Below are 22,858 nucleotides of genomic sequence, written 5' to 3' on the forward strand. Positions count from 1 at the left end.
GAATTCCTTTTCTATTATAAATTTTTAAAATAGTAGTAACTTTGAATAAAACTTTAAAAATGAAAGATACCAGCCATCATGATGAGCGAATTGCAGAGATGAAATTTTTTTCTGTGTATCCTCATTACGTAACCAAGATAGAGAAAAAGGGGAGAACTAAAGAAGAATTACATCAGGTAATTGAATGGTTAACGGGTTATAATGAAAGCAAGTTAAAGGAATTAATTGAAAGTAAAGTAACCTTTAAAACTTTTTTTAGTGGAGCTACTTTAAACCCAAATGTTCATTTAATTAAAGGAGTAATTTGTGGGTATAGAGTAGAAGAAATTACCAATACTTTAACACAGCAAGTACGTTATTTAGATAAGTTGGTAGATGAACTAGCGAAAGGACGTAAAATGGAAAAAATAATACGTCTTTAATTTAATACATCTTGTAAAGTGTGGTTGTAATAACACCTTTGTTGTCTTCTAAAATATAAGACAATATTTGTTTCTTTTCTTTAATTTTTAAATTTAAAGGTGCTGCTAATAAGTCAATTCCGCTTTGTTTTTTAATTCGGATTCCTTGTCCGGAAATAATATCTTTATTGGGTGTAAAGTCACCAAAAGGCAAGTGTTCTGTAAGGATGATGTATTTGTAATTGATTAATTTTTGGACTACATTTTGTACTTCTTTGTTAGATAAATGTTGCAACACTTGTCTTAAAATAATACAATCTGCGTTTGGTAAATGATCTGTAGCAATATCTAAACATTCGAATTCTAAATTGTCTGCTTTAAAGTGTTCTTTGTTATATGCTATTAATTCAGAAACAATATCTACAGCGATGTATTTCTGAGTAAGTTTTACAAATTTTTGACCAATATTAAAATCTCCACAGCCTAAATCTAAAACGGTAATTGGGGTTTTAAAAGAAGTTAAAAAAGAGGTAACAGTATCTATATAAGGTTGTATTATTTCTGGTTGATGTGAGCCAGAACCAGAATAAAATTCAGAATTATTAGTTCCCCAAAGTTTCATTTTATAAACCTGATCCATAGCGTCTTTTGTAGGCCAAGGTTTTTTGATTTTTTTCTTCTGGTTCATTATTTAATTTCTTCAATTTTTATTGATAAAAAGTAGATAAACTTTTCTTATGATATGCGGAAAAGAAACTATTTATTTCAATTGTATAAGGCTTTATTAGTAACGCAACATTAATTATTTCTTTATTAAAAAAATATATTATGTACTTTTTATTACTTTTAAAATTTCTTTAATAGTTTCCTTATCTGAAATAGTTTGAGGGGTATTTCCAAAGAAAAAACTTCTTTCTGTACTAATAATTTTTGATGCGGATGCATGAATTTCTTTAAAACCAGCTTGTTTAAATAGATAAGTATTTTTTTTGTTGATACCGCTTCCAGGAAGAATTATCAATTTGTCTTTTGCTAGTTTTTGTAATTCTTTTAGGAGCTCAATTCCGTTTTCTGCTTTCTCTTGTTGACCAGAAGTAAGTATACAATCAACTTTTAAAGCGATTAATTGTTTTAATGCTTCTTGTGGGTTTTTAACACAATCAAAAGCTCTATGAAATGTAAATGACAAGGGTTTAGAAAGTGAAATAAGTTCTTTTGTTCTTTCTATATCAATAGAGTCATCATTATTTAAAACACCTGAAACTATACCGTTAAAACCTAGCTTTTTACAGAGTTTTATGTTTTCTTTCATTAATAAAAACTCGTCATCAGAATAATAAAAATTTCCGCTTCTTGGTCTAATTAAAACATTCGTAACAATGGTTAAATCTTCTGCTATTTTTTTTAATAGTCCAAAAGAAGGTGTAATTCCGCCAATAGATAATTCAGAACAAACTTCAATTCTATCTGCGCCAGCTTTTTGTGCATTTAATGCAGACTGATAAGAGTTTGCGCATATTTCTAGTTTCATAGGTTTTTAATTTAGTTTTAAAAATAATATTATTTAGAAATGCTGTTTTTATCTAGTGATTGTATAACAATGTTTGATAGTAGCTACTTTAAAAGATGACAAACGTAACAAAAAAAGAGGATTTACACGCTTAGACAATAAAAAAATATAAATGTAAGTTTGTTGTGTGGTCTAGAATTCAGTAAAATTAAAATTTTTCTTTTTGTAGTTAATGCATCAATTTATCAAAATAATTTATTTTTTAGAATTTGTAACTTTTAACGATACATTAGTTGCTGAGTAAATATTTACAAGAAAAGACTTGTAAGTAGTGTTTAAATTTTTTTTATCCATTCTATTTCTTAATAAAACACTATTTTTATTTTATAAAACTGTCACAAATTAAAAACAGTTTAGTCTATAGAGTACAACCGTTTTATTGGAAACTAATCAACCACATATAACCAAACTTATAAAACGCTGCAAAAAGTTAGATAAAAACGCGCAGTTAGATTTGTACAAAGCTTATTACCAAGCAATGTACAATACTGCTTATCGTATTTTAAAAGACAGTTTTGAAGCGGAAGATATTATGCAAGAAGCGTTTTTAACGATTTTTACAAAGATGGATAGTTATAAAGGAGAAGTAACCTTTGGAGCTTGGTTAAAAAGAATTGTGATTAATAAAAGTTTAACCCAATTAAAGAAGAACAACCGATATCAAGAAGTAAAGATGGAAGTAATTCCTGATGATGAAGTAGCAGAAGAACTAATTGATTATGCCAATTTAAAAGCAAAAAGTGTGTTGAGTTGTTTGCAGAATTTAAAAGAAAATTACAGATTGGTTTTAACCTTACATTTAATAGAAGGATATGATTATGAGGAAATTGCTCAGATTTTAGACTATACAAATGAAAATGTGAGAACCACTGTTTCTAGAGCAAAAAAGAAATTAAAGCAAGTATTACTTGCAGAAAATAGTAAAGAACAAGCGTATGGAAGATAAATTAAATCAATTTTTTTCTGAAAATAATTTCGACTTTCAAGAACCTCATTCGGGTCATTTAGATCGTTTTGAGCGTGCATTAAATGCCCAAAAGATACCTCGTAAAACCTCTTGGAAATGGATGTCTGTAGCGGCATCTATAGTTTTACTGGTTGGTTTTTGTTTGGGAGTTGGTCATCAAAAGAGACAGTTAGATTTGGCCGATGTTTCTCCTAAAATGGAAGAAGTACAAACTTATTTTGTTTCAACAATTTATCAAGAATTAAAAACTCTAGAAGAAAATAGAAGTTTAGATACAGAAAAAATTATAGAAAATGCTTTAGAAGAATTAGAAGAGTTAGAAGATGTATATGCCACTTTTGTTGTAGAGTTGACCAAAAATGGTAAGCAAACAAGGGTGATTAGTGCTATGATTAAAAATTATCAGCAACGATTACTTGTATTAGAAAACACTCTTAAACAGATAGAGAACGTTAAAAAAATAAATTTAGAGAAGAATGAAACCTATCTATAAAATTATATTGTTATTGCTTTTATTTCCATTAGTAACGCATGCTAATACAGATAAAAAGAAGCACGAAAAAAATAAGATTATTACTAAAGTATTTAATGTAAATAAAGATGCAAAAGTAGCTCTTAATAATAAGTATGGAAGTTTAAATATTACTACTTGGGATAAAAATAAGGTAGAAATAAAAGTAACAATTACCATACAAGGTGATGATTTAGATGATGTAGAAGAAAGATTGTCTACCATTGATGTTCTTTTTAATGCAATTGCTAGCTTGGTTGAAGCCAAAACAATTATAGAAAATCAAAACAGCGCTTGGTCTTGGTGGGGAAAAAGTAAAAAAATTAACTATAAAATTAATTATGTAGTTAAAATGCCAAGGTCTAATTCGGTAAATCTACATAATATTTATGGGGATATTTACTTAGATAATTTAGACGGAAGTGCCGCTATAAGTTGCGATTATGGTAAAGTTTCTGTTGGACGATTATCAGGGGCAAAAAATACTGTTAACTTAGAATATTGTACTACTTCTAGTATTAATTATATAAAAGAAGGTGTTATAAAAAGTGATTATTCTAAACTGATTATAGGAACATCAGAAAATTTAAAAATTAATGCAAATTATTCTACTATAAAATTAGATAACACAAAAAATGTTGATTTTAATTGCGATTATGGATCAATATATATTGAGGAAGCAGAAGAGATTATAGGGAGTTCAGATTATGTAAGCATGCATTTTGGTACGGTAAAGAAAAATTTAAATATAGAAACAGATTATGGTTCTTTAACGGTGCAAAACTTAGTGAAAGATTTTAAAAATGTTACTATTAATGGCGAATATGCTGGTATCAGAATTCATATAGATTCAGATACTGTTTTCGAATTTATGATCGATTTAGAATATGCTAGTTTTAGTGGAGATGATGATAAAATGGAACTTTTTAAAAGTATTTCTAAATCGACAAAAAAATATTACGAAGGGAGATTCGGAAAAGGAAATACCAATTCTAAATTAAAGATTACCTCTCAGTATGGAGGTGTCAGCATTAAATAAAATTAAAAATAATCAACCAAAAAACAACAATAATGAAGAAAAAAGCATTTTTAACCAGTTTAATTTTAACCATTACTGTTGCTGTAAATGCACAAAATTGGTTTGGAGGAAGTACTAAAATAAAAGGAAACGGAAATGTAATTACGGAAACAAGAACAACAGCAGATTATGATGGAGTTTCTGTTGGTGGTTCTTTTGATGTAATTCTGGTAAAAGGAAAAGAAGGTAAAATTACAATAGAAGGAGAAGAGAACATCATTCCTTATATAGAAACGGAAATTTCTGGAGATGTATTAAAAATTCAGTACAAAAAAAACACCAACATAAGTACTACGCAAAAATTAACCATAACAGTGCCTTATGATGATATTGAAAGTGTTGCTTTAGGAGGATCTGGAACTATTTCTAGTACATCTTTAATTGAAGCAGACAACTTTAAAGTAAGCTTAGGAGGTTCTGGAAACATCACTTTAAAAGTGGCTGCAGACAATGTAAAAGCTTCTATTGGCGGTTCTGGAAATGTTAATTTAGAAGGAGATTCTAACGAGTTAACTTGTTCTATTGCCGGTTCAGGAAATATTAGTGCTTATGGTTTAGAGGTAAATGAAGTGTATGCAAATGTTGCTGGTTCTGGAAATATTAAAACCACTGTAAAATCTAAAATTAAAGCAAAATTAGTAGGCTCTGGTAATATTTATTACAAAGGAAACCCTAAAAAAGTAGATGCTAAAACAGTTGGTTCTGGAGATATTATTAATAAAAATTAAACGCTAACTGATAGCGTTACCACCAAACTAAAAATATTTTTACAAGTTCGCCATTTTGCTTTTTCATCCAGCAAAGTGGCGAACTTTTTCTTTGAAAATATGCTTCGGTGGCTTGGTTAAATTCGTTAAAATTTAACCAGTTTACATTTTTATGAGGCAGTACAATCCAATCTTTTTTATTAGGGATAAAAAAGGCACAATCTTTAAATTGTGTCAATTCATTTTTGTTGATGTAAAACCCAACAACACAATCTTGATTTAAAATGGATAATTGAATGTCTGTATCAAAATAAGGAACAAATAATTGTCCTTTAAAATAAACTTGTTGCTCTATCTTTGAGGCTTTTAAATTGATAGTTTTTAAGTAAGAAACACATTCATCAGAATAGAGAAGTGGGAGTTGTTTGTCTTTTAATTTATTCAATTTTTCTACTAAAGAATCTTTTCTATTCGGACCAATAAAGTGGTCAATTTCACTAGTTCCGACTGAAGCATCATATAAATAAAACTTGTAAATAATTTCTAAATGAATAGGAGTTTCTTCTTTTAATAGGATGCAATCTAATTCACCTAGCGTAATCTTTTCTCGTTGAATTTGGATATTCTCACAAACAATAGAGATTCCTTTTTCTTGTGCCAATTGAAAAGAAACAAAACGTTCTATATATTTACCTAAACGCATTTTATCATTAAGGTCAATATCAATTTTTGTTGATTTCAATTCAATCTCAAATTGCTTTAAATCATAAACAATACTGTCGCTCCATAAACAAGGTGTTTGTAGAAAACCGTCGTATCTTTTCTGAATGTCTTTTGTTTTTTGATGTGTCATTATTTTTTCAAATTTACAATTTTATAATTTCCATTTATAGAATAATTTGTACATTGAAAATCTAAAATTAAACAGCATCAAAATGCAATTTCAAAAAGACAGTTTACAGTTTTTAAAAGATTTACAAAAGAATAACAATAGAGATTGGTTTACAGAACAAAAACCAACTTTTGTTAAGATCCAAAGTCAGGTGAAAGAAATCTTTTTAGAGATGCAAGCAGATTTAGAAAAACATGATGATATTGATAAAATGAAAATCTATCGTATTTATAGAGATGTTCGTTTTTCTAAAGATAAAACTCCGTACAACCCAAGATTTGCAGTATCTTTTTCTAGATTAGGAAAACAATTACGTGGTGGTTATTTTTTACAAATAAAGCCAGGAGAATCTATGTTAGGAGGTGGTTTTTGGCAACCAGAAAAAGATGATTTATTTAGGTTAAGGAAAGAGATTGAACAAGATGCTGTTGAGTTTAGAGAGGTTTTAGAAGACAAAGATTTTAAAAAATATTTTGGAAATAAATTTGAAGGTGATGAATTAAAATCAGCTCCAAGAGGTTTTGATAAAGATCATAAAGACATTGATTTACTGCGTAAAAAAGGGTTTGTTGCAATCAGAAATTTTACAGATTCCGAAGTTTTAGCACCTAAATTTCTAGAGGAGTTAGATGATAGTTTTAAAGCTTTACGTCCGTTTTTTAATTTGTTTAGTGATGTTTTAACGACGAATTTAAATGGGGAGAGTATTGTTTAAAATCCCATTGTCATTTTGAAATGAGCCATTTTAAGCGACTGAGAAATCTCTAATATTCTAAAATTTAGATTTCTTTTCCCACGTCATTCGGAATGACATTGTTATTATTGAATCCTTTTTTTAGAGAAATTAAGTCTATAATTTTAAAGTACAATTTTCATTTCGAAATGAGCCATTTTAGGCGATTGAGAAATCTCAAATATTCTAAAAATAAGATTCCTCTTCCTGCGTTATTCGGAATGACATTGTTATTTTTGAATCCTTTTTTTAGAGAAATTAAGTCTACAAGTTTAAAGTACAATTGTCATTTCGAAAGGAGCCATTTTAAGCGATTGAGAAATCTCTAATATTCTAAAAATAAGATTCCTCTTCCTGCGTCATTCGGAATGACGTTGTTATTATTGAATCCTTTTTTTAGATAAATTAAGTCTATAATTTTAAATTACAATTGTCATTTCGAAATGAGCCATTTTAGGCGATTGAGAAATTTCGAATATTTTAAAATTAAGATCCCTCTTCCTACGTCATTCGGAATGATAAAAAAACGATTCTTTTTATGGAGTTAAGTAGACTTCAAATTTCTATTAACCTCGCGTTTCAATACCAATATGGTAATCAAGGTCGATAATACATCAGCAATAGGGAAGGACCACCAAACACCACTAATTCCATAATATTTAGGTAAAAAATAGGCTAACGGAATTAAGAAAATCCCTTGTTTTAAAAGTGTTAAAAATAAAGCAGGCAATGCTTTTCCTGCTGCTTGAAAATAAGCGGAACCAATTAATTGCATGGTAATTACAGGAGTTGCCAAAAAGACAATTAACATAGCACTTGGTGTTTCGGCTAACAAAATAGCATCATTGGTAAAAATCCAAATGACTTCTTCTTTAAAAAAGAGGATTGTTATAAAAATAATGGTTCCTAAAACAGATCCATATATAATAGATTTTTTGATTGTTTCTTTAACACGTTCGTTTTTATTTGCTCCTATATTATATCCTGCAACAGGCAAGAAACCTTGAGAAACTCCCATTACAGGAGAAAGAGAGAACATCATAACGCGGTTGATAATTCCGAAAACGGCTATGGATATTTCTCCTCCATATTTAAAAAGAGAGTAATTTAAAACAATCATTAAAATACTTATAGCACCTTGCCTAACAATAGAAACACCACCTAATTCTACAATTTCTCTAACAATTTTGCCATCTAATTTAAAATTCTTAGGAATAATCTTTAATTCACTTTTAGAAGACAAGAAGAAGTATAAAATATATAAACCACAACTTGCGTATGAAATTGAAGTTGCCAAACCTGCGCCCCACATTCCCCAGTTAAAAAACTTGATAAAGATAACATCTAATACAATATTTAAAACAGCAGGAATCATCATTGCGTACATGGCAAATTTAGGTTTTCCTTCGGCTCTTATGGTTGGGTTTCCCATCATTGCAAAAGCTAAGAACGGAACCCCGTATATGATCACTCCAAAATACTCTGAAGCAATGGGTAAAATATCGCCTTTGGCGCCAAATAAATTAAGAATAGGAACGCTAAAAAAGTTTCCAATAATTACAAAAAGAATGGCTAAAATTACAGTTAAAGAAACCTGATTACCAAATGTAAGAAATGCTTTTTCAGATTTACCAGCACCTAAAGCTCTCGATATTATAGAACTTCCTCCAATACCAATTCCCATTCCAATAGAAGAAATTAGAAACGCAATTGGTAGCACAACTGTAATGGCAGCAATTGCTAAAACTCCAATCCATTGTCCTACAAAAATAGTATCGACAATCATATTTAAAGACATTACAAGTATTCCTATAGTAGCCGGAGCAGCTTGCTTAATCAATAAGTTGCTAATTTTTTGAGTTCCGAGGTCGTTAGCTAATTCTGTCATAATATTTGGCAAATATCGCCATAAACAGCAAGTTATTTGTAAATCTATCTGTAATAATTGTTATAGAATTCTTAAAATTTTTATGTTTGCTAAAATTGATAAAAGTTGGATAACGTTTTTACATTAACAATCACCGTTTCACCAGATGATATAGACAATTTACAACATGTAAATAACTTGGTCTATGTAACTTGGATGGATAAAATAGCAACAACTCATTGGGCTCACTTAACAAAAGAGAACCCTTTACCACAATATGTTTGGGTGGTAATGAGGCATGAAATAGATTATTTAAAACAAGCAAATTTAGGAGATAAGATAACTGTAAAAACATGGGTAGGAGAAACCAAAGGGATTACTTCTGTACGTTTTATGGAGTTTTATAAGGAAGATCTGTTGTTGGTAAAAGCCAAAACAATATGGGCAATGTTAGATTCTAAAACATTTAAACCAGCAAGAATTAGAGAAAATGTTTTAAAAGTATTACAACCTCCTAAATAAAAGTATCTTTGCACAAAATTAAGATACAAAATGGCAACTTTTTCTTCCTTAGGAATTACCAAAGATTATATACAAGCAATTAAAGAATTAGGGATATCTACGCCTTCAGAAATTCAAGAGAAAGCGATTCCGATTTTATTGGATTCGCCAACAGATTTTATTGGTTTAGCACAAACTGGTACAGGTAAAACGGCAGCTTTTGGTTTGCCAATTCTACATCATATAGATGCGAGTTCAGACAATATACAAGCATTAATTTTATCGCCAACAAGAGAGTTGGTACAGCAAATAAAAAAGCAATTATTTAAATTTACGAAGTTTAGTGAAGATAAAATTTTTGTAGAAGCTGTTTTTGGTGGAGAAAAGATTGATAGACAAATGAACAATCTTAAGAGAACCACACATATTGTTGTGGCTACTCCTGGTAGATTAATCGATTTAATAGAAAGAGGAAACATTGATATCAGTCATGTAAAAACAGTTGTTTTAGATGAAGCTGATGAAATGTTAAGCATGGGGTTTAAACAAGATTTAAATAGAATCTTAAAGTTTACCACAGAAGGTGATAGAAAAACATGGTTGTTTTCTGCAACAATGCCAGAAGAAATAAAAAGAATTGTTAAGACTTACATGGATGCTAATGCGCCTAGAGTAGAAATTAATAGAAGTTCTTTGGTAAATGCTAATATTCGTCATCACTTTGCTAAAACTACTTTAAAAGAAAAAGCTGCAGATATTGTAACTTTCTTAGAAAAGAGACAAGACCAAAGAGGAATCATTTTTTGTAGAACAAAAGCTGGTGCACAGAATTTAGCGGCACTTTTAATTGAAGAAGGTTTTTCTACAGCGGCATTAGAAGGAGATATGCAACAAAAAGAACGCGATAAAGTAATGCGTGCTTTTAAGAAAGAAAGCTTACAATATTTGGTTTCTACTGATGTTTCTGCACGTGGAATTGATGTTAGTGGTTTAGAGTTTGTAATTCACCATCAATTACCAGAACAATTAGAATACTACACCCACAGAAGTGGAAGAACTGCAAGAGCAGGAAAAACAGGAGTTTCAATTGCTTTTATTTTACCTTCAGAAATCGTGAGAATTCATGAAATTCAGAAGGAATTAAATATTAAGTTTTCTGAAGTAACCGTATAATATTTATTACCTAAACCGAAGTTTTTAGTAGAAAAACTTCGGTTTTATACTATTTTCATAACTAAATTGATGTAAATGGAACTCATTTATATTTTAGATATATTAGGAACCTTTGCTTTTGCCATTAGTGGTGCTTTAGTAGCTTCTGATAAAAAGTTCGATTTATTTGGGGTACTCATAATTGCCTTTGTAACTGCAGTTGGTGGTGGTATGTTACGAGATGTTTTAATAGACGCACATCCTATAAATTGGATTGGAGATTTAAACTATTTATACACCATTTTTGCGGCTGTTATTTTTACGTTTCTTTTTAAAAGTAAAATTACCTATTTAAGCAAAACAATGTTTTTGTTTGACACCATTGGTATTAGTGTTTTTACGTTACTTGGTTTAGAAAAAGGTTTGGCTTATGATCTACACCCAATTATTGCTCTTATTATGGGGATGATTTCTGCTGTATTTGGTGGCGTTTTACGTGATGTATTAACTAATAAAATTCCATTAATTTTCGAAAAAGAAATTTATGCTTCTGCTTGTTTGTCAGGTGGAATTGTATATTTAATTTTAAATCAATTTAACGTTCCAGAAAACATCATATTTGTAATTTCTGCAGCTGTGGTAGCGGCTATTCGGGTTATTGCAGTAAGATTTCATTTGCAATTGCCTAAAATTAAAGACGATTTATTTACTAAAAAATAAGGGATGAAGTCATTAGAGTTTATAGATTTTGAAGACTTTAAAAAGATAAAAGGACAGCAGCTTCCTGTTGGAGATTGGTATACAATTACTCAGCAAATGATTGATGATTTTGCAAATGCTACTTTAGACAAGCAATGGATTCATGTAGATAAAAATCGCGCAGCAAAAGAGAGTCCTTTTAAAACTACTATTGCACATGGTTTTATGTCTGTTGCTATGATTTCTAAATTACTAGAAGATTCTTTTTCTATAAAAAGTATAAGAATGGGCTTAAATTATGGGTTGAATAAAGTCCGTTTTCCAAGTCCTGTTCTTGTAAATAGTCAATTAAGAATGATTGCTGTTGTAAAAGAAATTGAAGAAATGGCTAACAACGGAATTAAAGTAACCTTTTCTTGTACTATAGAAATTAAGGGCGAAGAAAAACCTGCTTGTGTTGCTGAGTTTCTTGCTGCTTTTTTTGAATAAAAATAAACGATCTAAAAAGTAGCACCCTTTTTTACTTAAGAGTAGATGATTGGTCAACTACGTTAAAATTCCATCATCTGCACATTTTTTAGAAAACCAAAAAAGAAAGACAGAAAACAACGGAATAATTATCAGCATAGAGTATTCTAAAGTTCCGTACCATTCTCTACCTGGATTTATAAATAGATTATAGGTAGTTTGTATAGTAACTGCTATTAATCCTATTAAAAAAAAGGTCTTGGCTAATTTTTTTCTAAAGAACAATAAAATACAAGCAAATACAGAAGAAAAAACGGCAATAGCAAAAGCAGCCATTACCCAAGAAGGTATATTATAAATAACTTCTAATTGCGCTTCGGTATACATTAATTTAAAACGTTCCGTTTGATAAGCCTGATTTATGTAACCATCTACACCCATAGCATTCCAGATGAATCCAATAACTGCAACGATCCAAAAAGCTTTACTTGGTTTGTTTGGGTTTTGTGACATATGTTTTTTTTTGTAGTTTGAATCAATTTACTAAAAGTACAAAAAAAAAGGTAGAGTGTTTGTCTGTAAAGTTTTATTCATGAATAGAAATAACAGTAGCCTTAAATAAACTAGCTTTGGTTTTAAAGAAGTCATTTTCTAAATCAATAGCCTTTAATTTGGCTTCTATCAATTTAACTTCTCTATAATTAACTAAGAAGAGAGAGCTTTCGCCTAAGAAAAACTTTCGATCTTTTGCTTTTAACAAGGTTCCATAATCTTTAACAATATCTGTAGTTAAACGATTTTGTATAGTATAAGAAGCTAATTCTTGCTCAATAGCTGTTACCTTATTTTTAATGGCAACTTTTGCAATTTCGTTTTCTAATTTTTTGTCTTGCAACTTAATTTTTGAGAGTTTAAAATCACCTCTTTCTTTTCTTAAAAATAAAGGAACTTTAAAATTAATGCCTGCTTTATAATTTTGAGTATTTAAGGTGTTTATTTGATTTCCGTTCTCAGTTAAAAAGTTGTATTGAACATCTAATTTAGGAAGTAAATTGTTCAACTTTAAATTTTTATCAATATTTAAACTCTTTATTTTATATTCTAAAGATTTAATTTTAGGGTGATTATTAATGTCAAAATTAGCGTTATTAAACAAAGCAATGTTAAAAGTAACATCTACATTGTTTATGGTATTTGTATCAAGAATAATATGCTCTTGTAGTTCTATAGGTGTATTGTCATTCAACCATAAAAAGTTAGACAATTCTAACGAAGATTTTACTAATTTAATTCTAGATTTTTCTAAATTTAACTTTCTTGTTTTTAATGTAATTCCTGCTTCGGTTGTATCTATAGCTGGTTTTTCGCCCTCTAAATAAGCTCTTTTAGTAGCTTTAAATCGTGTTTCTGCATTTGTTAAAAATTCTTTATAAACATTATTTTGATGATATGTTTTTAACCAATTAAAATAAGACAAAGCTGCGTTGTATAAAATATCATTCACTAAAATTTGTTGGTCTTCTTTGGCTTGATTTAAAAAGAATTTAGCTTGTTTTAAAGAAGCCATTCTTTTGTTGATAAGCAATCCGTTTCATAAAGAAACAGAAACACCTGCACTATACAAACCATCTTCTGGAACCGTATTTTCTGGATTTAAGTAATAACCATCATTATTTTCAAAATTGGCTTTAAATTCAATTCCGTAATAAGTAGGAATTTTAAAAGCCGCATTTAGTTTATTATAATATTCTTTTTCTTTAAACTGTTTTTTATTAAAATCTACTTCAATTTTAGGGTCGAAAGCACCTCTAGCTTTTAGTAATTTTGCTTCACTTTCATTAATAACAAGATTTGCTTGTTTTACAATAGGATGATAGTTCTTTACGTAGCTTAAGTATTCGGATAGTGTCATTACAGAGGCTACCTTTTCTTGTGCAAAATATGTTGATGTAAATGATAAAAGGAATATTAAAAGATATTTTTTCATATTTATATTTCAATAATAAAATTGATATTATTTTTTCTTTGTATCATTTTTTGTTCCTTCTGGCTGATAGTAGTTAGGAGGGAAGCTGTTAAGTTGTCTCCACATTTCAAAATAAATAGGTACGTCTTCTAAAAGTGCAATTGTTTTTGCGCCAGAGCCGATTCTAATACCTTCAGGCCAATTATAATCTGTAGTATCTGGTGCAATTAAAACTCTGTATTTACCATTGGTACTTATAAAGTTTTCGATAGCAATAACAGTGGCACCATAGGTTCCGTAAGAAGCATTAGGCCAACCACTAAATACAATTGCAGGCCAACCATCAAACTGAACACGCATTTTATCACCAATGTGTAATAGCGGTAAATCAATTGGTCTCACAAAAGTTTCTACTGCTAAATCATATTTCTCCGGCATAATACCTACCAAGTCTTCTCCTTCTTTAAACGTTCCTCCAATTCCGCCTTTAATAGCTTTGTTTATATATCCATTTTGTGGTGCAGTAATGTATAATAAACTATTTCTAACGCTGTAGTTGCTTTGGCTATTTTCTAATTTAGAAACTTGTGCTTCTGCATCAAAACCACTAGATTGTGCTGTGTACATATCACTTTGTGATTTAGAAATTTTATCGGTGTACGTCGCGTTTATTCGAGAAAGCTCTAGTTGTGCATTTAAAATATTATTTCTACTTGCTAATAATTTATTTTCTTGAGAAATTAATTTTGCTTGTGTAGCTTGTAATTTTAACCTTTTCTCTTCTACATCTTTCACAGCTTTTAAGCCTTCACTTTGTAAGGTTTGTGTACGATTGTATTGTTTTTCTGCAATTAAGGTATTTGTTTTGGCTGCTTCAAAATCAATACTATCACTTTTTACTTTTAATTTAGATTGCAGTAATTTATTTTTTGTTTGAGCTATTTTTAGGCGTTGCTCTTGTTTTAAAGCATTTACTTGTCTTTGTAAAGCAGCTACTTTTCCTTGATATGCATCTACGGAAGACGTTTATGCATTAATTTGATCGCTTGTTCTTTCAATTAAACGTTGGTCAAAATAATCGCTTTTTACTTCAGAAATTCTTAAAATAGTATCTCCATTTTTTACAAAATCTCCTTCAGTTACAAACCATTCTTCAATTCTTCCAGGAATTTGAGATTGAATGGTTTGTGGTCTTTGGTTAGGAGTTAGTGTGGTTACTAATCCTTGACCAGATATATTTTGTGTCCAGGGTAAAAAGAGGGCTACAAGGGCGATACAAGCAAAAACCAAAAGAAATTTGTTAAAAGCTTTGTAGTACTCTTTTGTGAAAATAATTTTACCCGATTTAAAATCATTTAAATCCACATTTTTGTGTACTTGGTTGTTAGATATGTTTAACATTGCTCCTTAATTTATTGATTTAATTTCACCTTTTTCTAATATAATTGTTTCCTTAGATTGAGTTCTCCAACTCTTTTTACTGCTAGCTACAATTAAAGCCCATGGTCTTTTGGCATCTGTTAAATAATTAATAATGCGTACAGTTTCTTCTAAATTAAATTGATCTAAAGGGTCTTCTAAAATCATTATTTTAGGTTTCTTGATAATTGCTCTAGCTAAAATCAATTTTTTTGCAATTGTGTAAGACATTTGCTTTCCTTCTGGGTATAAAACAGTTTCTAATCCCTTAGGTTGTTCTTTTAAAAATTGTGTTAGACCAACAATTTCTAAAGCTTCATAAATAGTTTCATCTTTAATTTCTTTATTACCAAAAACTAAATTATTTTTGATGCTACCTTCAAATGGAGTTTCATCTGATAGTGATAAGCCAAGTTGAGATCGATAATGGTTTAGGTGTAAGCTACTTAAAGATAGGTTGTTGATGTATATATTTCCAGAAATTGGTTCTATAATACCTGCTATTAAATGTAATAATGTAGATTTTCCGGCACCACTTTCTCCCATAATTAAAATTCTACTTTTAGGGTTTAGAGTAAAAGAAACATTCTTTATAATGTGTTTCTCTCTATTTTCGACACCAAAAGAAACACCTTCTAGCTCTACGGTTAAACCATCTTTAAATAACGGTTTGTCTCCTTCTTGAGCTTCTAATTCTTTATCTACAACTTGTCCTATTTTTTCTATGGATGTTAGCACGTCATAAAAAGACTCTAAACCTATAATTAGTTTTTCTACAGATTGTATCACTAAAAGAATAATAATTTCTGCGGCTACAAATTGCCCAATATTCATTTCTTGATTTAAAACTAAAGCACCACCAATTAACAGTAAACTTGCAGTTACAATTACTTTAAAGCCTATCATTTGAATAAATTGGAGCATCAATATTTTAAAATGATTTTCTCTTGCTTCTAGATAATTACTAACCAAATCATCATTTTTTTGAAGTGCTAAATTAGTGTTACCAGATAATTTAAAACTAACTAAAGCTCTTGCAACTTCTTGTATCCAATGTGCTACTTTGTATTTCTTTTTAGATTCTATAAGACTAGTTTCTAATCCTTTTTGAGCAGTAAACTTAAATACGATATAAATTAAAAGCAATAAAAGAATACCAAAAACGATAAAAAATGGGTGATAAAATGATAGTAAAATCAATGCAAATATAATTTGCAATAATGCGGTTGGTACATCTATTAATATTTTAGACAATCCTTTCTGAATGGTTAAAGTATCAAAAAAACGATTGGCTAGTTCTGGTGGATAATCATTGCGAAGCTCATTCATTTTTATTTTAGGAAAACGATAACTCAACTCAAAAGAAGCTCTTGTAAAAATTCTTTGCTGTATGGTTTCTATAATTCGTAACTGCATTAATTGCAGTGCGCCCGAAAAAATGACACCAATGGTTACTAGAATAACTAAAACAATCCAAGAAGTGGAGAGTTGTGCACCTTGAATTAAGTTTATAATTGCTTGTATTCCTAAAGGGAGAGATAGTGCTACAAGACCACCAAAGACCGCGTAGTAAAATATTTGTAAGATGTCTCTTTTCTCTAATTTTAAAACTCCAACAAATCTTTGCCACGGGGTTAATTGTTTACTTTCCATATTTATTTGATTGTAGCTTTAACTAAATGAATAAAAAAATGAGTAGGTGTTTCTGCTGTTTTATAGTTTGTAATTACAGGGAAATGATCTTTAAGATAATGTTGATGTAAGCTGCCTACTACAATGGTACTTGCCAAACTTAGTGCAAACGGATATTTTTTATTTACCTCTAGTATCATGTTACTTATTCTAGTGATTACTCTTTTGTAGACCTCAAAATATCCCTCTTTATTATCAGAATCTACTTCTTTGGTTAAAAAGGACTTTGAACTCTCATTGATAATTATTTTATACAAAAGTGATTTGTTTATATGTGAAAAATTATCATCTTCTTTAGCGGTTCTTGTTACTACATCTATCGCTTTTTCTAATTTTTCATCAGAGTTAGAAATACTAAAAGTTTCAATAACCAATTGATATTCTATCCATGCCCAATACCAAGAGGAAAGATATAAAAGTAATTTATGTTTGCTCTCAAAATATCTGTAAATAGAACTTTCGTTAGAGCTTATTTTTGCGCCTAATTTTTTAAAAGTAAAAGCTTTAAAACCAATTTCATCGATCAAAAGAATACCGTGTTCTATGATTTTTTTTCCTAAAACAGAGGTTTCTGGATCTTTGATAAATATTTTATCTGGTACAGAGATCTTTAACACAGACAATAAGTTTTTCATAATTTATATTTTACAATACAAATATAATAGTAATACTATTATTAAAGTGTATTTTACTATTTGTTTGCGTTTTTTTAACATATAAAAACTTACATATATTTCATGAAAAAACCTTCCGTAAAACGGAAGGCTAACATTAAACACTCAACTAAAAAAGCTTGAATACTTATTTTTTTTAGTTCTTATATAAAAATACTGCAGAAGCAGCGGCTAAATCACTATTGTAAACAGGAGTTAAATTCCCGCCACTGTTAATATTGTTAAAAGCAAGAATTCTTCCTCCGCCATTACCAGCTTCAGCAATAAAAACTGTTTTAGTTTCACCATCATAAGCAACATCTACAGGATTCCCCATTAATGTATTTGTACCAGAAACTCTTGTTTGTTCTGTAATTGCTAAGGTACTTTCGTTAGTTGTACCACTAAATTTACTGGTAAAGTTTTCTATTACTTGAAAACCACCATCATCTTGTCCGTTAGCAGCATCTCCAATATCTGTTAGAACCATTGTGTCTGTAGCAGCATCGTATGTTAGTCCGTGTGTTCTTACAATTCCTTCGATAGCAATTTGTTTAGTAGCGTCTACTGTTGTTGTAGAAGTGTTGTTTAAAAAATTAGAAAAAACAGCTAATTCATTTGTGGTATCTGCAATTGCATAAAGATCATTGCCAATAAATATAATACCCCAAAGTTTAAAGTTTGTTGTAATTGTATTTCTTAATGTAAATTGATCTCCGTTTTTAGTGTAGATAAAAAGTTTTCCATCTTTTGTGTCTGTATTACCATCTGCATCAGCATTATCTGCTACTACATAGAAATTTTCATTTACAGCCAATTCTCTTGGGCTTGCCATGTCTAAGCTTCCTGTTACATTTGCAGTTATATTGGTAGAAATAATAGAGGTACTTGCAGTTATACCTGTATAGCCTTCTAGCCCAAAGGTACTTCTAGAAGATTGTACTACTAAATCTTCATCTCCATTATAATAAATACCATCTGCAGCGGTAGAAGAGGTTGTTAATGTAGACTTAGTTACTGCATTTAGGTTGTTTACATTGTAGATGTTTACATTTCCATCAGAATTATTAGATGTAAATAAAAGGTTGGTGCTTAATAACGTTGTAACTTCGTTATCATTGTTTGAGCAAGATGATAGACCAATAGCGGCTACACACAGAATTGCAAGGGTTTTGATTGTTTTCATAATTTAATAAATTTTAGTTTTCAGAGGTATATACGTAGAAGTAGCACTGTTGGTTTTATGAAAATCCATTTTTTTTATTAAATTTTATTTTTTATAAAAAAAAATGTTAAATGTCTATCAATTTTGAAAACTTTTAAATTTATCGTATCTTTGCAGGCATAAGAAAAAATACACTCCTCTAAATACACTAGTTAGCATTAGTTTGATTTCGAATTTCCAGTTAGGTATTTTATCTTTTCAGAAATATTAATTTAAAAAACTCTTATATTTTTAATGGCAAAATCGCAGCAAACCTTTAGTAAAAGTGAAAAAGAAAAAAAACGTTTAAAAAAACGTTTAGATAAGCAAAAGAAAATGGACGCTAGAAAAGCGGAGAAAGATGAAAATGGATCAACAGGTATCCAATTTGCTTATGTGGATCATAATGGAAACTTAACAGATACTCCGCCGGATCCAGAATTGAAAGTAGAATATGAATTGGAAGACATTCAGATTTCAGTAACCAAAAAAGAAGATTTACCAGAAGAAGATCCTGTAAGAAAAGGAAAAGTTTCTTTCTTTGATTCTTCTAAAGGTTTTGGTTTTATTATAGACTTAGAAAATAACGAAAAATATTTTACACACGTAAGTGGTTTAATAGATGAAATTGCAGAAAACGATAAAGTTTCTTTCGAATTAGAGAGAGGAATGCGTGGTATGAATGCAGTTAAGGTTAAGAAAGTCTAAGGCTTTACTAACATAACAAAAAAATGAATCCTTCTGTATAGAAGGATTTTTTTTTTACAATTTATTAAGAATTATGTTGATCAATAATAAGATTGATACTTATAATAAAATATCTGAATACAATGATATTAAGATAGAGAAGTTTGATGTAACCAAGCGTTATACAAAACCACATAAGCACAATAAATATTTAGAAATTGTCTTTTTTATAAAAGGTACTGGTTTTCATCACGTAGATTTAAAGAGTTACAAAATAAAACCATCTACCGTTTTTGTCATTAAAAAAGATGAAGTACATCATTGGGAAATTACCACCAAGCCAAAAGGGTATGTAATTATTATAAAAGAAGCTTTTCTACAAAAAACGTTAGATAAGTTTATCAATCACCAGTTGTTAAAACTGCAGCATACTTCAAAAATAAAAACAACTAAAAAGGATGCTTCTTTAAAAGCTCTTTTTAAATCATTGGTGTGGGAAAAGCAACAAGATGTTATAAATAGAGAAGCCGTTGAAGGCGGATTGAAAGCTTTATTTTCTAAATTAGTAGATTACGCTCCTCTAAATAAGGTAGAAAGTACAGATTTAGTATTGCTTTTTACAGATGTTTTGTCTCGCAGATTAAAAAATAATGTAAATTTTTATGCAGAACACCTGAATACAACTCCTCAAAATTTAAATGCAATTTGTAGAAAAGAATATGGCAAATCTGCTTCAGATATAATTGCAGATCATATTATAAAAGAAGTTCAAAGACGCTTGTTGTATACCAATGAAACAATTAGTGATGTTGCTTATAGTTTAGGTTTTAAAGACTCTTCTCATTTTACAAAATATTTTAAGCGCTACACAGGTGAAACACCTAAACAGTTTAAGAAATTAAAGAAAACTATTTAGACCATAAAATTTTCAAATAGACCATTTTAAAACTAAATTCTGAAGTATTTTTGTCAGAAGTTAAAATGGATGCTTTTAAATTTTCTTTATGTCTGTAAAAAAAATCTATATATCTTTTTTATACTTATAGTCTAACCGCTTAATATAATAATTTAACCAACTTAACTTAGAAAAACGTATTTCAATGAACTTAAAAAAATGGACCTTTTTGCTACTGACACTAATTATCAGTCAGATGGCAACTGCGCAGTTAACAGGTAAAGTTATAGATGCTGAGGATAATTACCCGTTAGAATATGCAACCGTAGCGCTGTATGAAACCAATAATAAAACACTTGTAACAGGTGTTGTTACAGATAGTAACGGAACGTTTTCTATTGCTTCAATAAAACCGGGGAGTTACTATTTAGAAGCTTCTTTTTTAGGGTATAAAGTACATACAATAGCTTCTTTTGTTTACGAAAATAGAAACGAGAAAAAAGATCTTTGAACGATAAAATTAATTTTAGGTTCTGGTAATCAATTAAACGAAGTTGTTGTAAAATCAGAAAAAAGTACTGTTGTTCATAAAATAGACAGACAGGTTTTTAATACTAAGAAATACCAAAGTACAGTTGGTGGAAATGCCGTAGATGTTGTTAAAAATTTACCTTCTATTACTGTAGATGGTTTAGGAGATATCAGCGTAAGAGGAAGTAAAGGTTTTACAGTTTTAATCAACGGAAAACCAACACAAGGTGATGCAAGTACCATTTTAGCGCAATTACCTGCAAATGCTTTAGAAAGTGTTGAGTTAATTACGGCACCTTCTGCAAAATATGATCCGGAAGGAAAAGGTGGAATCTTAAACATCATCACTAAAAAAGCAGCTATTAACGGAACGTTTGCGCAAGTAAATGTACGTGGTGGATTTCCTTCGATATAAGAATATGACACAAAGGTAGCTGCAGAGAGATATGGAATTGATGCAACTGTAAATAAAAGAACCGACAATTGGAATATTTCTGTAGGTGCTAGTTATCAAAGAAATGATAAAACAGGTAGAAGAGAAGGAGAAATGTTTATAGTGAATGCCTTAGAAAACAAAACAACTTTTTTACCTTCGGATGGAGAGCGTAGTTTTGATGAAATTACTTATAACGGACGTTTTAATGTAGATTATACTCCAAATAAATCTAATACATATTCTATAGGATTTTTTGCAGGAAAACGTACAAAAGAACGTTTAGCAGATATTGTATATTATGACAATCATTCAATTTCTCCAATTGGTGGTAATGATAGAGATTATACATTTGCATATTACAACCATAATTTAAGAATTAGAAAAGGAGATTTTGCTTTAGGTAGTTTTGATTATGCACATAAGTTTGATAATAATTCTAAAATTTCTACATCAATTTTATATGAATATACTTTTTTAGGAGGACCTACAGAGAATGATAATTTAGGGCATCCTGATAATACTATTGTATATCAACAAGAATACAACACCAATGACAATCCTTTATACGGAACACGTTTTAACTTAGACTATCAATGGAAACCTTTTTCTTTTGGTACTTTAGAAACAGGATATCAATTTAGAGATTTAGACCATACAGGTAAGTTTGTGTATGAAAGAGATGGTCTTTTGGTTCCTGAGTTTTCTAGTGATGTTAGCCTTAAAAGAACCATTCATTCTGGGTATGCACAAGTAACCGATTCTAAAAGTAAATGGGAGTATGCTGCTGGAGTTCGTTTAGAGTCTATGGATAGAGTGTATAAAGAGGCTTTACAGAGTGAGGTTTTAGAAAATACTTATAACTACGATTTTGTTAAGTTATTTCCGTCTGCATCTTTACAGTATAAAGTCAATGAGAATACGAATATAAAAACAGCGTATAGTAAAAGAGTAGAAAGAACCACTACGTTTAAGATGAATAGTTTTGCAGAGCGTGAGCATTCTGAGGTTTTTGAACAAGGGGACAATACTTTATTACCAGAGTTTATAGATTTGGTAGAATTAGGGATTACTAAAAATTTAAAAGGTGGAAACGCAATATATGCAACTGCTTATTTTAGACATGTAGATAATGTAATTAATCGTGTAAATACTTTAGCATACGAATCTAATGGCGCTGTTTTAGATAGTATTATTAATAGAGTATACTCTAATGTTGGTAAAAGTAATGCAATTGGTTTAGAAGTTGGAGCAACGATTAAGCCAACTCAAAACTGGACGAATTCTATTGGTGCTAATGTGTATAATTATGCTATTGATGGTGTTTTAAATTTTAAGCACAGAGATGGAGTTGATAGAAATTATACGATAGATTCTAAATCAACTATTTATTCTTTTAACTTAAATTCTACGTATAATTTCTGGGAAAATGCATCTGTGCAATTCACTTTTAATTATCTATCAGATAGAAATACTGCTATGGGATCAGATTCTCGTTTTTACTCGCCAAACTTAACGTTTAGAAAAAAGTTTATGGATGATAGATTGACAGCTACTTTGCAATGGCAAAATATAGATATGGGTTTATTTAATACCAATGAGCAACGTATTACAACATCTAGACCTAATGAGTTTTATACCACTACAAATTATGTGTACGAGGTAGATATGGTTTCTTTAAACCTTTCTTATACGTTTAATGCAGCTAAAGATAAATCGAAATTTATTGATAGTGAATTTGGGAAGAAGGAGTTTTAATAAATTACTTTCAACAATAAAAAATCCCCTTACAAATTCTGTAAGGGGATTTTTTTTATGATCTATATTTTGTC

The 22,858-nt window shown here is 29.7% G+C and carries 25 protein-coding genes and 1 pseudogene; 15 read left to right on the top strand and 11 right to left on the bottom strand.

Going from position 1 to position 22,858, the window contains the following annotated elements; genetic code table 11:
* The first annotated feature begins 59 nt into the window (after positions 1 to 59).
* Entirely contained in the window at positions 60 to 422 is a 363-nt protein-coding gene (locus tag WG945_RS01355) for a DUF2200 domain-containing protein (RefSeq protein WP_068449788.1), read from the top strand.
* A gap of 1 nt (position 423) precedes the next feature.
* On the opposite strand, the gene WG945_RS01360 is transcribed toward WG945_RS01355, so the two are convergent.
* Together WG945_RS01360 and WG945_RS01365 are read right to left on the bottom strand one after the other, a co-directional pair.
* Complete coding sequence (locus WG945_RS01360) at positions 424 to 1,089, bottom strand: class I SAM-dependent methyltransferase (RefSeq protein ID WP_068449789.1); 666 nt, start codon at positions 1,087 to 1,089, stop codon at positions 424 to 426.
* 138 nt (positions 1,090 to 1,227) lie between these two features.
* Entirely contained in the window at positions 1,228 to 1,932 is a 705-nt protein-coding gene (locus WG945_RS01365; RefSeq protein ID WP_068449790.1) for a copper homeostasis protein CutC, read from the bottom strand.
* 418 nt (positions 1,933 to 2,350) lie between these two features.
* Here WG945_RS01365 and WG945_RS01370 point away from each other — a divergent pair, with 418 nt between their 5' ends.
* The 4 genes from WG945_RS01370 to WG945_RS01385 are packed head-to-tail and all read left to right on the top strand — an operon-like array spanning position 2,351 to position 5,255.
* Positions 2,351 to 2,917 carry an RNA polymerase sigma factor gene (locus WG945_RS01370; RefSeq protein ID WP_068449791.1) on the top strand — a complete coding sequence of 189 codons (567 nt, stop codon included), beginning with the start codon at positions 2,351 to 2,353 and terminating at the stop codon, positions 2,915 to 2,917.
* Entirely contained in the window at positions 2,907 to 3,431 is a 525-nt protein-coding gene (locus WG945_RS01375) for a hypothetical protein (protein WP_068449792.1), read from the top strand. Before WG945_RS01370 ends, WG945_RS01375 begins: the two co-directional genes overlap by 11 nt.
* Positions 3,415 to 4,488, top strand: a complete 1,074-nt coding sequence (locus WG945_RS01380; protein WP_068449793.1) for a hypothetical protein — start codon at positions 3,415 to 3,417, stop codon at positions 4,486 to 4,488. The genes WG945_RS01375 and WG945_RS01380 overlap by 17 nt, the downstream gene beginning before the upstream one ends.
* A gap of 32 nt (positions 4,489 to 4,520) precedes the next feature.
* Complete coding sequence (locus WG945_RS01385) at positions 4,521 to 5,255, top strand: head GIN domain-containing protein (protein ID WP_068449794.1); 735 nt, start codon at positions 4,521 to 4,523, stop codon at positions 5,253 to 5,255.
* A 16-nt stretch (positions 5,256 to 5,271) separates the two neighbouring features.
* Here WG945_RS01385 and WG945_RS01390 read toward each other — a convergent pair whose 3' ends face one another.
* A complete protein-coding gene (locus tag WG945_RS01390; protein WP_068449795.1) occupies positions 5,272 to 6,087 on the bottom strand; it encodes a DUF1853 family protein in 816 nt (271 codons plus the stop codon).
* Between the two features lie 82 nt (positions 6,088 to 6,169).
* On the opposite strand from WG945_RS01390, the gene WG945_RS01395 reads away from it, so the two are divergent.
* Positions 6,170 to 6,841, top strand: a complete 672-nt coding sequence (locus tag WG945_RS01395) for a DUF2461 domain-containing protein (protein ID WP_068449796.1) — start codon at positions 6,170 to 6,172, stop codon at positions 6,839 to 6,841.
* Between the two features lie 562 nt (positions 6,842 to 7,403).
* On the opposite strand, the gene WG945_RS01400 is transcribed toward WG945_RS01395, so the two are convergent.
* On the bottom strand, positions 7,404 to 8,747 hold the full coding sequence (locus WG945_RS01400; protein WP_068449797.1) for an MATE family efflux transporter: 1,344 nt from the start codon (positions 8,745 to 8,747) through the stop codon (positions 7,404 to 7,406).
* Between the two features lie 105 nt (positions 8,748 to 8,852).
* Between WG945_RS01400 and WG945_RS01405 the strand changes: the two genes are divergently transcribed.
* The 4 genes from WG945_RS01405 (at position 8,853) to WG945_RS01420 (ending at position 11,567) form a co-directional block, all read left to right on the top strand.
* Positions 8,853 to 9,248, top strand: a complete 396-nt coding sequence (locus WG945_RS01405; protein ID WP_068449798.1) for an acyl-CoA thioesterase — start codon at positions 8,853 to 8,855, stop codon at positions 9,246 to 9,248.
* 30 nt (positions 9,249 to 9,278) lie between these two features.
* A complete protein-coding gene (locus WG945_RS01410) occupies positions 9,279 to 10,400 on the top strand; it encodes a DEAD/DEAH box helicase (RefSeq protein ID WP_068449799.1) in 1,122 nt (373 codons plus the stop codon).
* A gap of 75 nt (positions 10,401 to 10,475) precedes the next feature.
* On the top strand, positions 10,476 to 11,099 hold the full coding sequence (locus WG945_RS01415) for a trimeric intracellular cation channel family protein (protein ID WP_068449800.1): 624 nt from the start codon (positions 10,476 to 10,478) through the stop codon (positions 11,097 to 11,099).
* 3 nt (positions 11,100 to 11,102) lie between these two features.
* Positions 11,103 to 11,567 (top strand): MaoC family dehydratase, encoded by a 465-nt coding sequence (locus WG945_RS01420; RefSeq protein ID WP_068449801.1) that lies wholly within the window; start codon positions 11,103 to 11,105, stop codon positions 11,565 to 11,567.
* A gap of 57 nt (positions 11,568 to 11,624) precedes the next feature.
* Here the strand turns inward: WG945_RS01420 and WG945_RS01425 are convergent, their stop codons facing one another.
* The 7 genes and pseudogenes from WG945_RS01425 to WG945_RS01455 form a co-directional block, all read right to left on the bottom strand.
* Positions 11,625 to 12,059: a hypothetical protein gene (locus WG945_RS01425; protein WP_068449802.1), complete on the bottom strand. Its 435-nt coding sequence runs from the start codon at positions 12,057 to 12,059 to the stop codon at positions 11,625 to 11,627.
* Between the two features lie 73 nt (positions 12,060 to 12,132).
* The gene (locus WG945_RS01430; RefSeq protein WP_317039184.1) at positions 12,133 to 13,113 is read right to left on the bottom strand and encodes a TolC family protein; all 981 of its coding nucleotides are present in this window, start codon (positions 13,111 to 13,113) and stop codon (positions 12,133 to 12,135) included.
* Positions 13,114 to 13,137: 24 nt separating this feature from the next.
* A complete protein-coding gene (locus WG945_RS01435; RefSeq protein ID WP_317039185.1) occupies positions 13,138 to 13,533 on the bottom strand; it encodes a hypothetical protein in 396 nt (131 codons plus the stop codon).
* A 27-nt stretch (positions 13,534 to 13,560) separates the two neighbouring features.
* Positions 13,561 to 14,913 (bottom strand): annotated as a pseudogene (locus WG945_RS01440) (HlyD family secretion protein).
* Positions 14,914 to 14,919: 6 nt separating this feature from the next.
* Entirely contained in the window at positions 14,920 to 16,584 is a 1,665-nt protein-coding gene (locus tag WG945_RS01445) for a peptidase domain-containing ABC transporter (protein ID WP_068449803.1), read from the bottom strand.
* 2 nt (positions 16,585 to 16,586) lie between these two features.
* On the bottom strand, positions 16,587 to 17,258 hold the full coding sequence (locus WG945_RS01450) for a TetR/AcrR family transcriptional regulator (RefSeq protein ID WP_068449804.1): 672 nt from the start codon (positions 17,256 to 17,258) through the stop codon (positions 16,587 to 16,589).
* A 175-nt stretch (positions 17,259 to 17,433) separates the two neighbouring features.
* Positions 17,434 to 18,462, bottom strand: coding sequence for a hypothetical protein (locus WG945_RS01455; protein ID WP_068449805.1), 1,029 nt, complete (start codon positions 18,460 to 18,462; stop codon positions 17,434 to 17,436).
* 273 nt (positions 18,463 to 18,735) lie between these two features.
* On the opposite strand from WG945_RS01455, the gene WG945_RS01460 reads away from it, so the two are divergent.
* The 5 genes from WG945_RS01460 (at position 18,736) to WG945_RS01480 (ending at position 22,784) form a co-directional block, all read left to right on the top strand.
* A complete protein-coding gene (locus tag WG945_RS01460) occupies positions 18,736 to 19,188 on the top strand; it encodes a cold-shock protein (RefSeq protein ID WP_068449806.1) in 453 nt (150 codons plus the stop codon).
* Between the two features lie 73 nt (positions 19,189 to 19,261).
* Positions 19,262 to 20,083 carry an AraC family transcriptional regulator gene (locus WG945_RS01465; protein WP_068449807.1) on the top strand — a complete coding sequence of 274 codons (822 nt, stop codon included), beginning with the start codon at positions 19,262 to 19,264 and terminating at the stop codon, positions 20,081 to 20,083.
* Between the two features lie 184 nt (positions 20,084 to 20,267).
* On the top strand, positions 20,268 to 20,573 hold the full coding sequence (locus WG945_RS01470) for a carboxypeptidase-like regulatory domain-containing protein (protein WP_231874642.1): 306 nt from the start codon (positions 20,268 to 20,270) through the stop codon (positions 20,571 to 20,573).
* Positions 20,574 to 20,654: 81 nt separating this feature from the next.
* Entirely contained in the window at positions 20,655 to 21,008 is a 354-nt protein-coding gene (locus WG945_RS01475; protein ID WP_231874648.1) for a TonB-dependent receptor plug domain-containing protein, read from the top strand.
* A gap of 132 nt (positions 21,009 to 21,140) precedes the next feature.
* Entirely contained in the window at positions 21,141 to 22,784 is a 1,644-nt protein-coding gene (locus WG945_RS01480; RefSeq protein ID WP_231874643.1) for an outer membrane beta-barrel family protein, read from the top strand.
* The last annotated feature ends 74 nt before the right edge of the window (positions 22,785 to 22,858 follow it).

Origin of the sequence: Polaribacter atrinae (assembly GCF_038023995.1) — a bacterium.
Lineage (GTDB): Bacteria > Bacteroidota > Bacteroidia > Flavobacteriales > Flavobacteriaceae > Polaribacter > Polaribacter atrinae.

What these genes read in the sequence shown, in the direction of transcription:
- WG945_RS01355 (WP_068449788.1), top strand. Translation starts at nt 60, where the DNA reads ATGAAAGATACCAGCCATCATGATGAGCGAATTGCAGAGATGAAATTT.
- WG945_RS01360 (WP_068449789.1), bottom strand. Translation starts at nt 1,089, where the DNA reads ATGAACCAGAAGAAAAAAATCAAAAAACCTTGGCCTACAAAAGACGCT.
- WG945_RS01365 (WP_068449790.1), bottom strand. Translation starts at nt 1,932, where the DNA reads ATGAAACTAGAAATATGCGCAAACTCTTATCAGTCTGCATTAAATGCA.
- WG945_RS01375 (WP_068449792.1), top strand. Translation starts at nt 2,907, where the DNA reads ATGGAAGATAAATTAAATCAATTTTTTTCTGAAAATAATTTCGACTTT.
- WG945_RS01380 (WP_068449793.1), top strand. Translation starts at nt 3,415, where the DNA reads ATGAAACCTATCTATAAAATTATATTGTTATTGCTTTTATTTCCATTA.
- WG945_RS01385 (WP_068449794.1), top strand. Translation starts at nt 4,521, where the DNA reads ATGAAGAAAAAAGCATTTTTAACCAGTTTAATTTTAACCATTACTGTT.
- WG945_RS01390 (WP_068449795.1), bottom strand. Translation starts at nt 6,087, where the DNA reads ATGACACATCAAAAAACAAAAGACATTCAGAAAAGATACGACGGTTTT.
- WG945_RS01395 (WP_068449796.1), top strand. Translation starts at nt 6,170, where the DNA reads ATGCAATTTCAAAAAGACAGTTTACAGTTTTTAAAAGATTTACAAAAG.
- WG945_RS01400 (WP_068449797.1), bottom strand. Translation starts at nt 8,747, where the DNA reads ATGACAGAATTAGCTAACGACCTCGGAACTCAAAAAATTAGCAACTTA.
- WG945_RS01410 (WP_068449799.1), top strand. Translation starts at nt 9,279, where the DNA reads ATGGCAACTTTTTCTTCCTTAGGAATTACCAAAGATTATATACAAGCA.
- WG945_RS01415 (WP_068449800.1), top strand. Translation starts at nt 10,476, where the DNA reads ATGGAACTCATTTATATTTTAGATATATTAGGAACCTTTGCTTTTGCC.
- WG945_RS01420 (WP_068449801.1), top strand. Translation starts at nt 11,103, where the DNA reads ATGAAGTCATTAGAGTTTATAGATTTTGAAGACTTTAAAAAGATAAAA.
- WG945_RS01425 (WP_068449802.1), bottom strand. Translation starts at nt 12,059, where the DNA reads ATGTCACAAAACCCAAACAAACCAAGTAAAGCTTTTTGGATCGTTGCA.
- WG945_RS01430 (WP_317039184.1), bottom strand. Translation starts at nt 13,113, where the DNA reads ATGGCTTCTTTAAAACAAGCTAAATTCTTTTTAAATCAAGCCAAAGAA.
- WG945_RS01435 (WP_317039185.1), bottom strand. Translation starts at nt 13,533, where the DNA reads ATGAAAAAATATCTTTTAATATTCCTTTTATCATTTACATCAACATAT.
- WG945_RS01445 (WP_068449803.1), bottom strand. Translation starts at nt 16,584, where the DNA reads ATGGAAAGTAAACAATTAACCCCGTGGCAAAGATTTGTTGGAGTTTTA.
- WG945_RS01450 (WP_068449804.1), bottom strand. Translation starts at nt 17,258, where the DNA reads ATGAAAAACTTATTGTCTGTGTTAAAGATCTCTGTACCAGATAAAATA.
- WG945_RS01455 (WP_068449805.1), bottom strand. Translation starts at nt 18,462, where the DNA reads ATGAAAACAATCAAAACCCTTGCAATTCTGTGTGTAGCCGCTATTGGT.
- WG945_RS01460 (WP_068449806.1), top strand. Translation starts at nt 18,736, where the DNA reads ATGGCAAAATCGCAGCAAACCTTTAGTAAAAGTGAAAAAGAAAAAAAA.
- WG945_RS01465 (WP_068449807.1), top strand. Translation starts at nt 19,262, where the DNA reads ATGTTGATCAATAATAAGATTGATACTTATAATAAAATATCTGAATAC.
- WG945_RS01470 (WP_231874642.1), top strand. Translation starts at nt 20,268, where the DNA reads ATGAACTTAAAAAAATGGACCTTTTTGCTACTGACACTAATTATCAGT.
- WG945_RS01480 (WP_231874643.1), top strand. Translation starts at nt 21,141, where the DNA reads ATGTTTATAGTGAATGCCTTAGAAAACAAAACAACTTTTTTACCTTCG.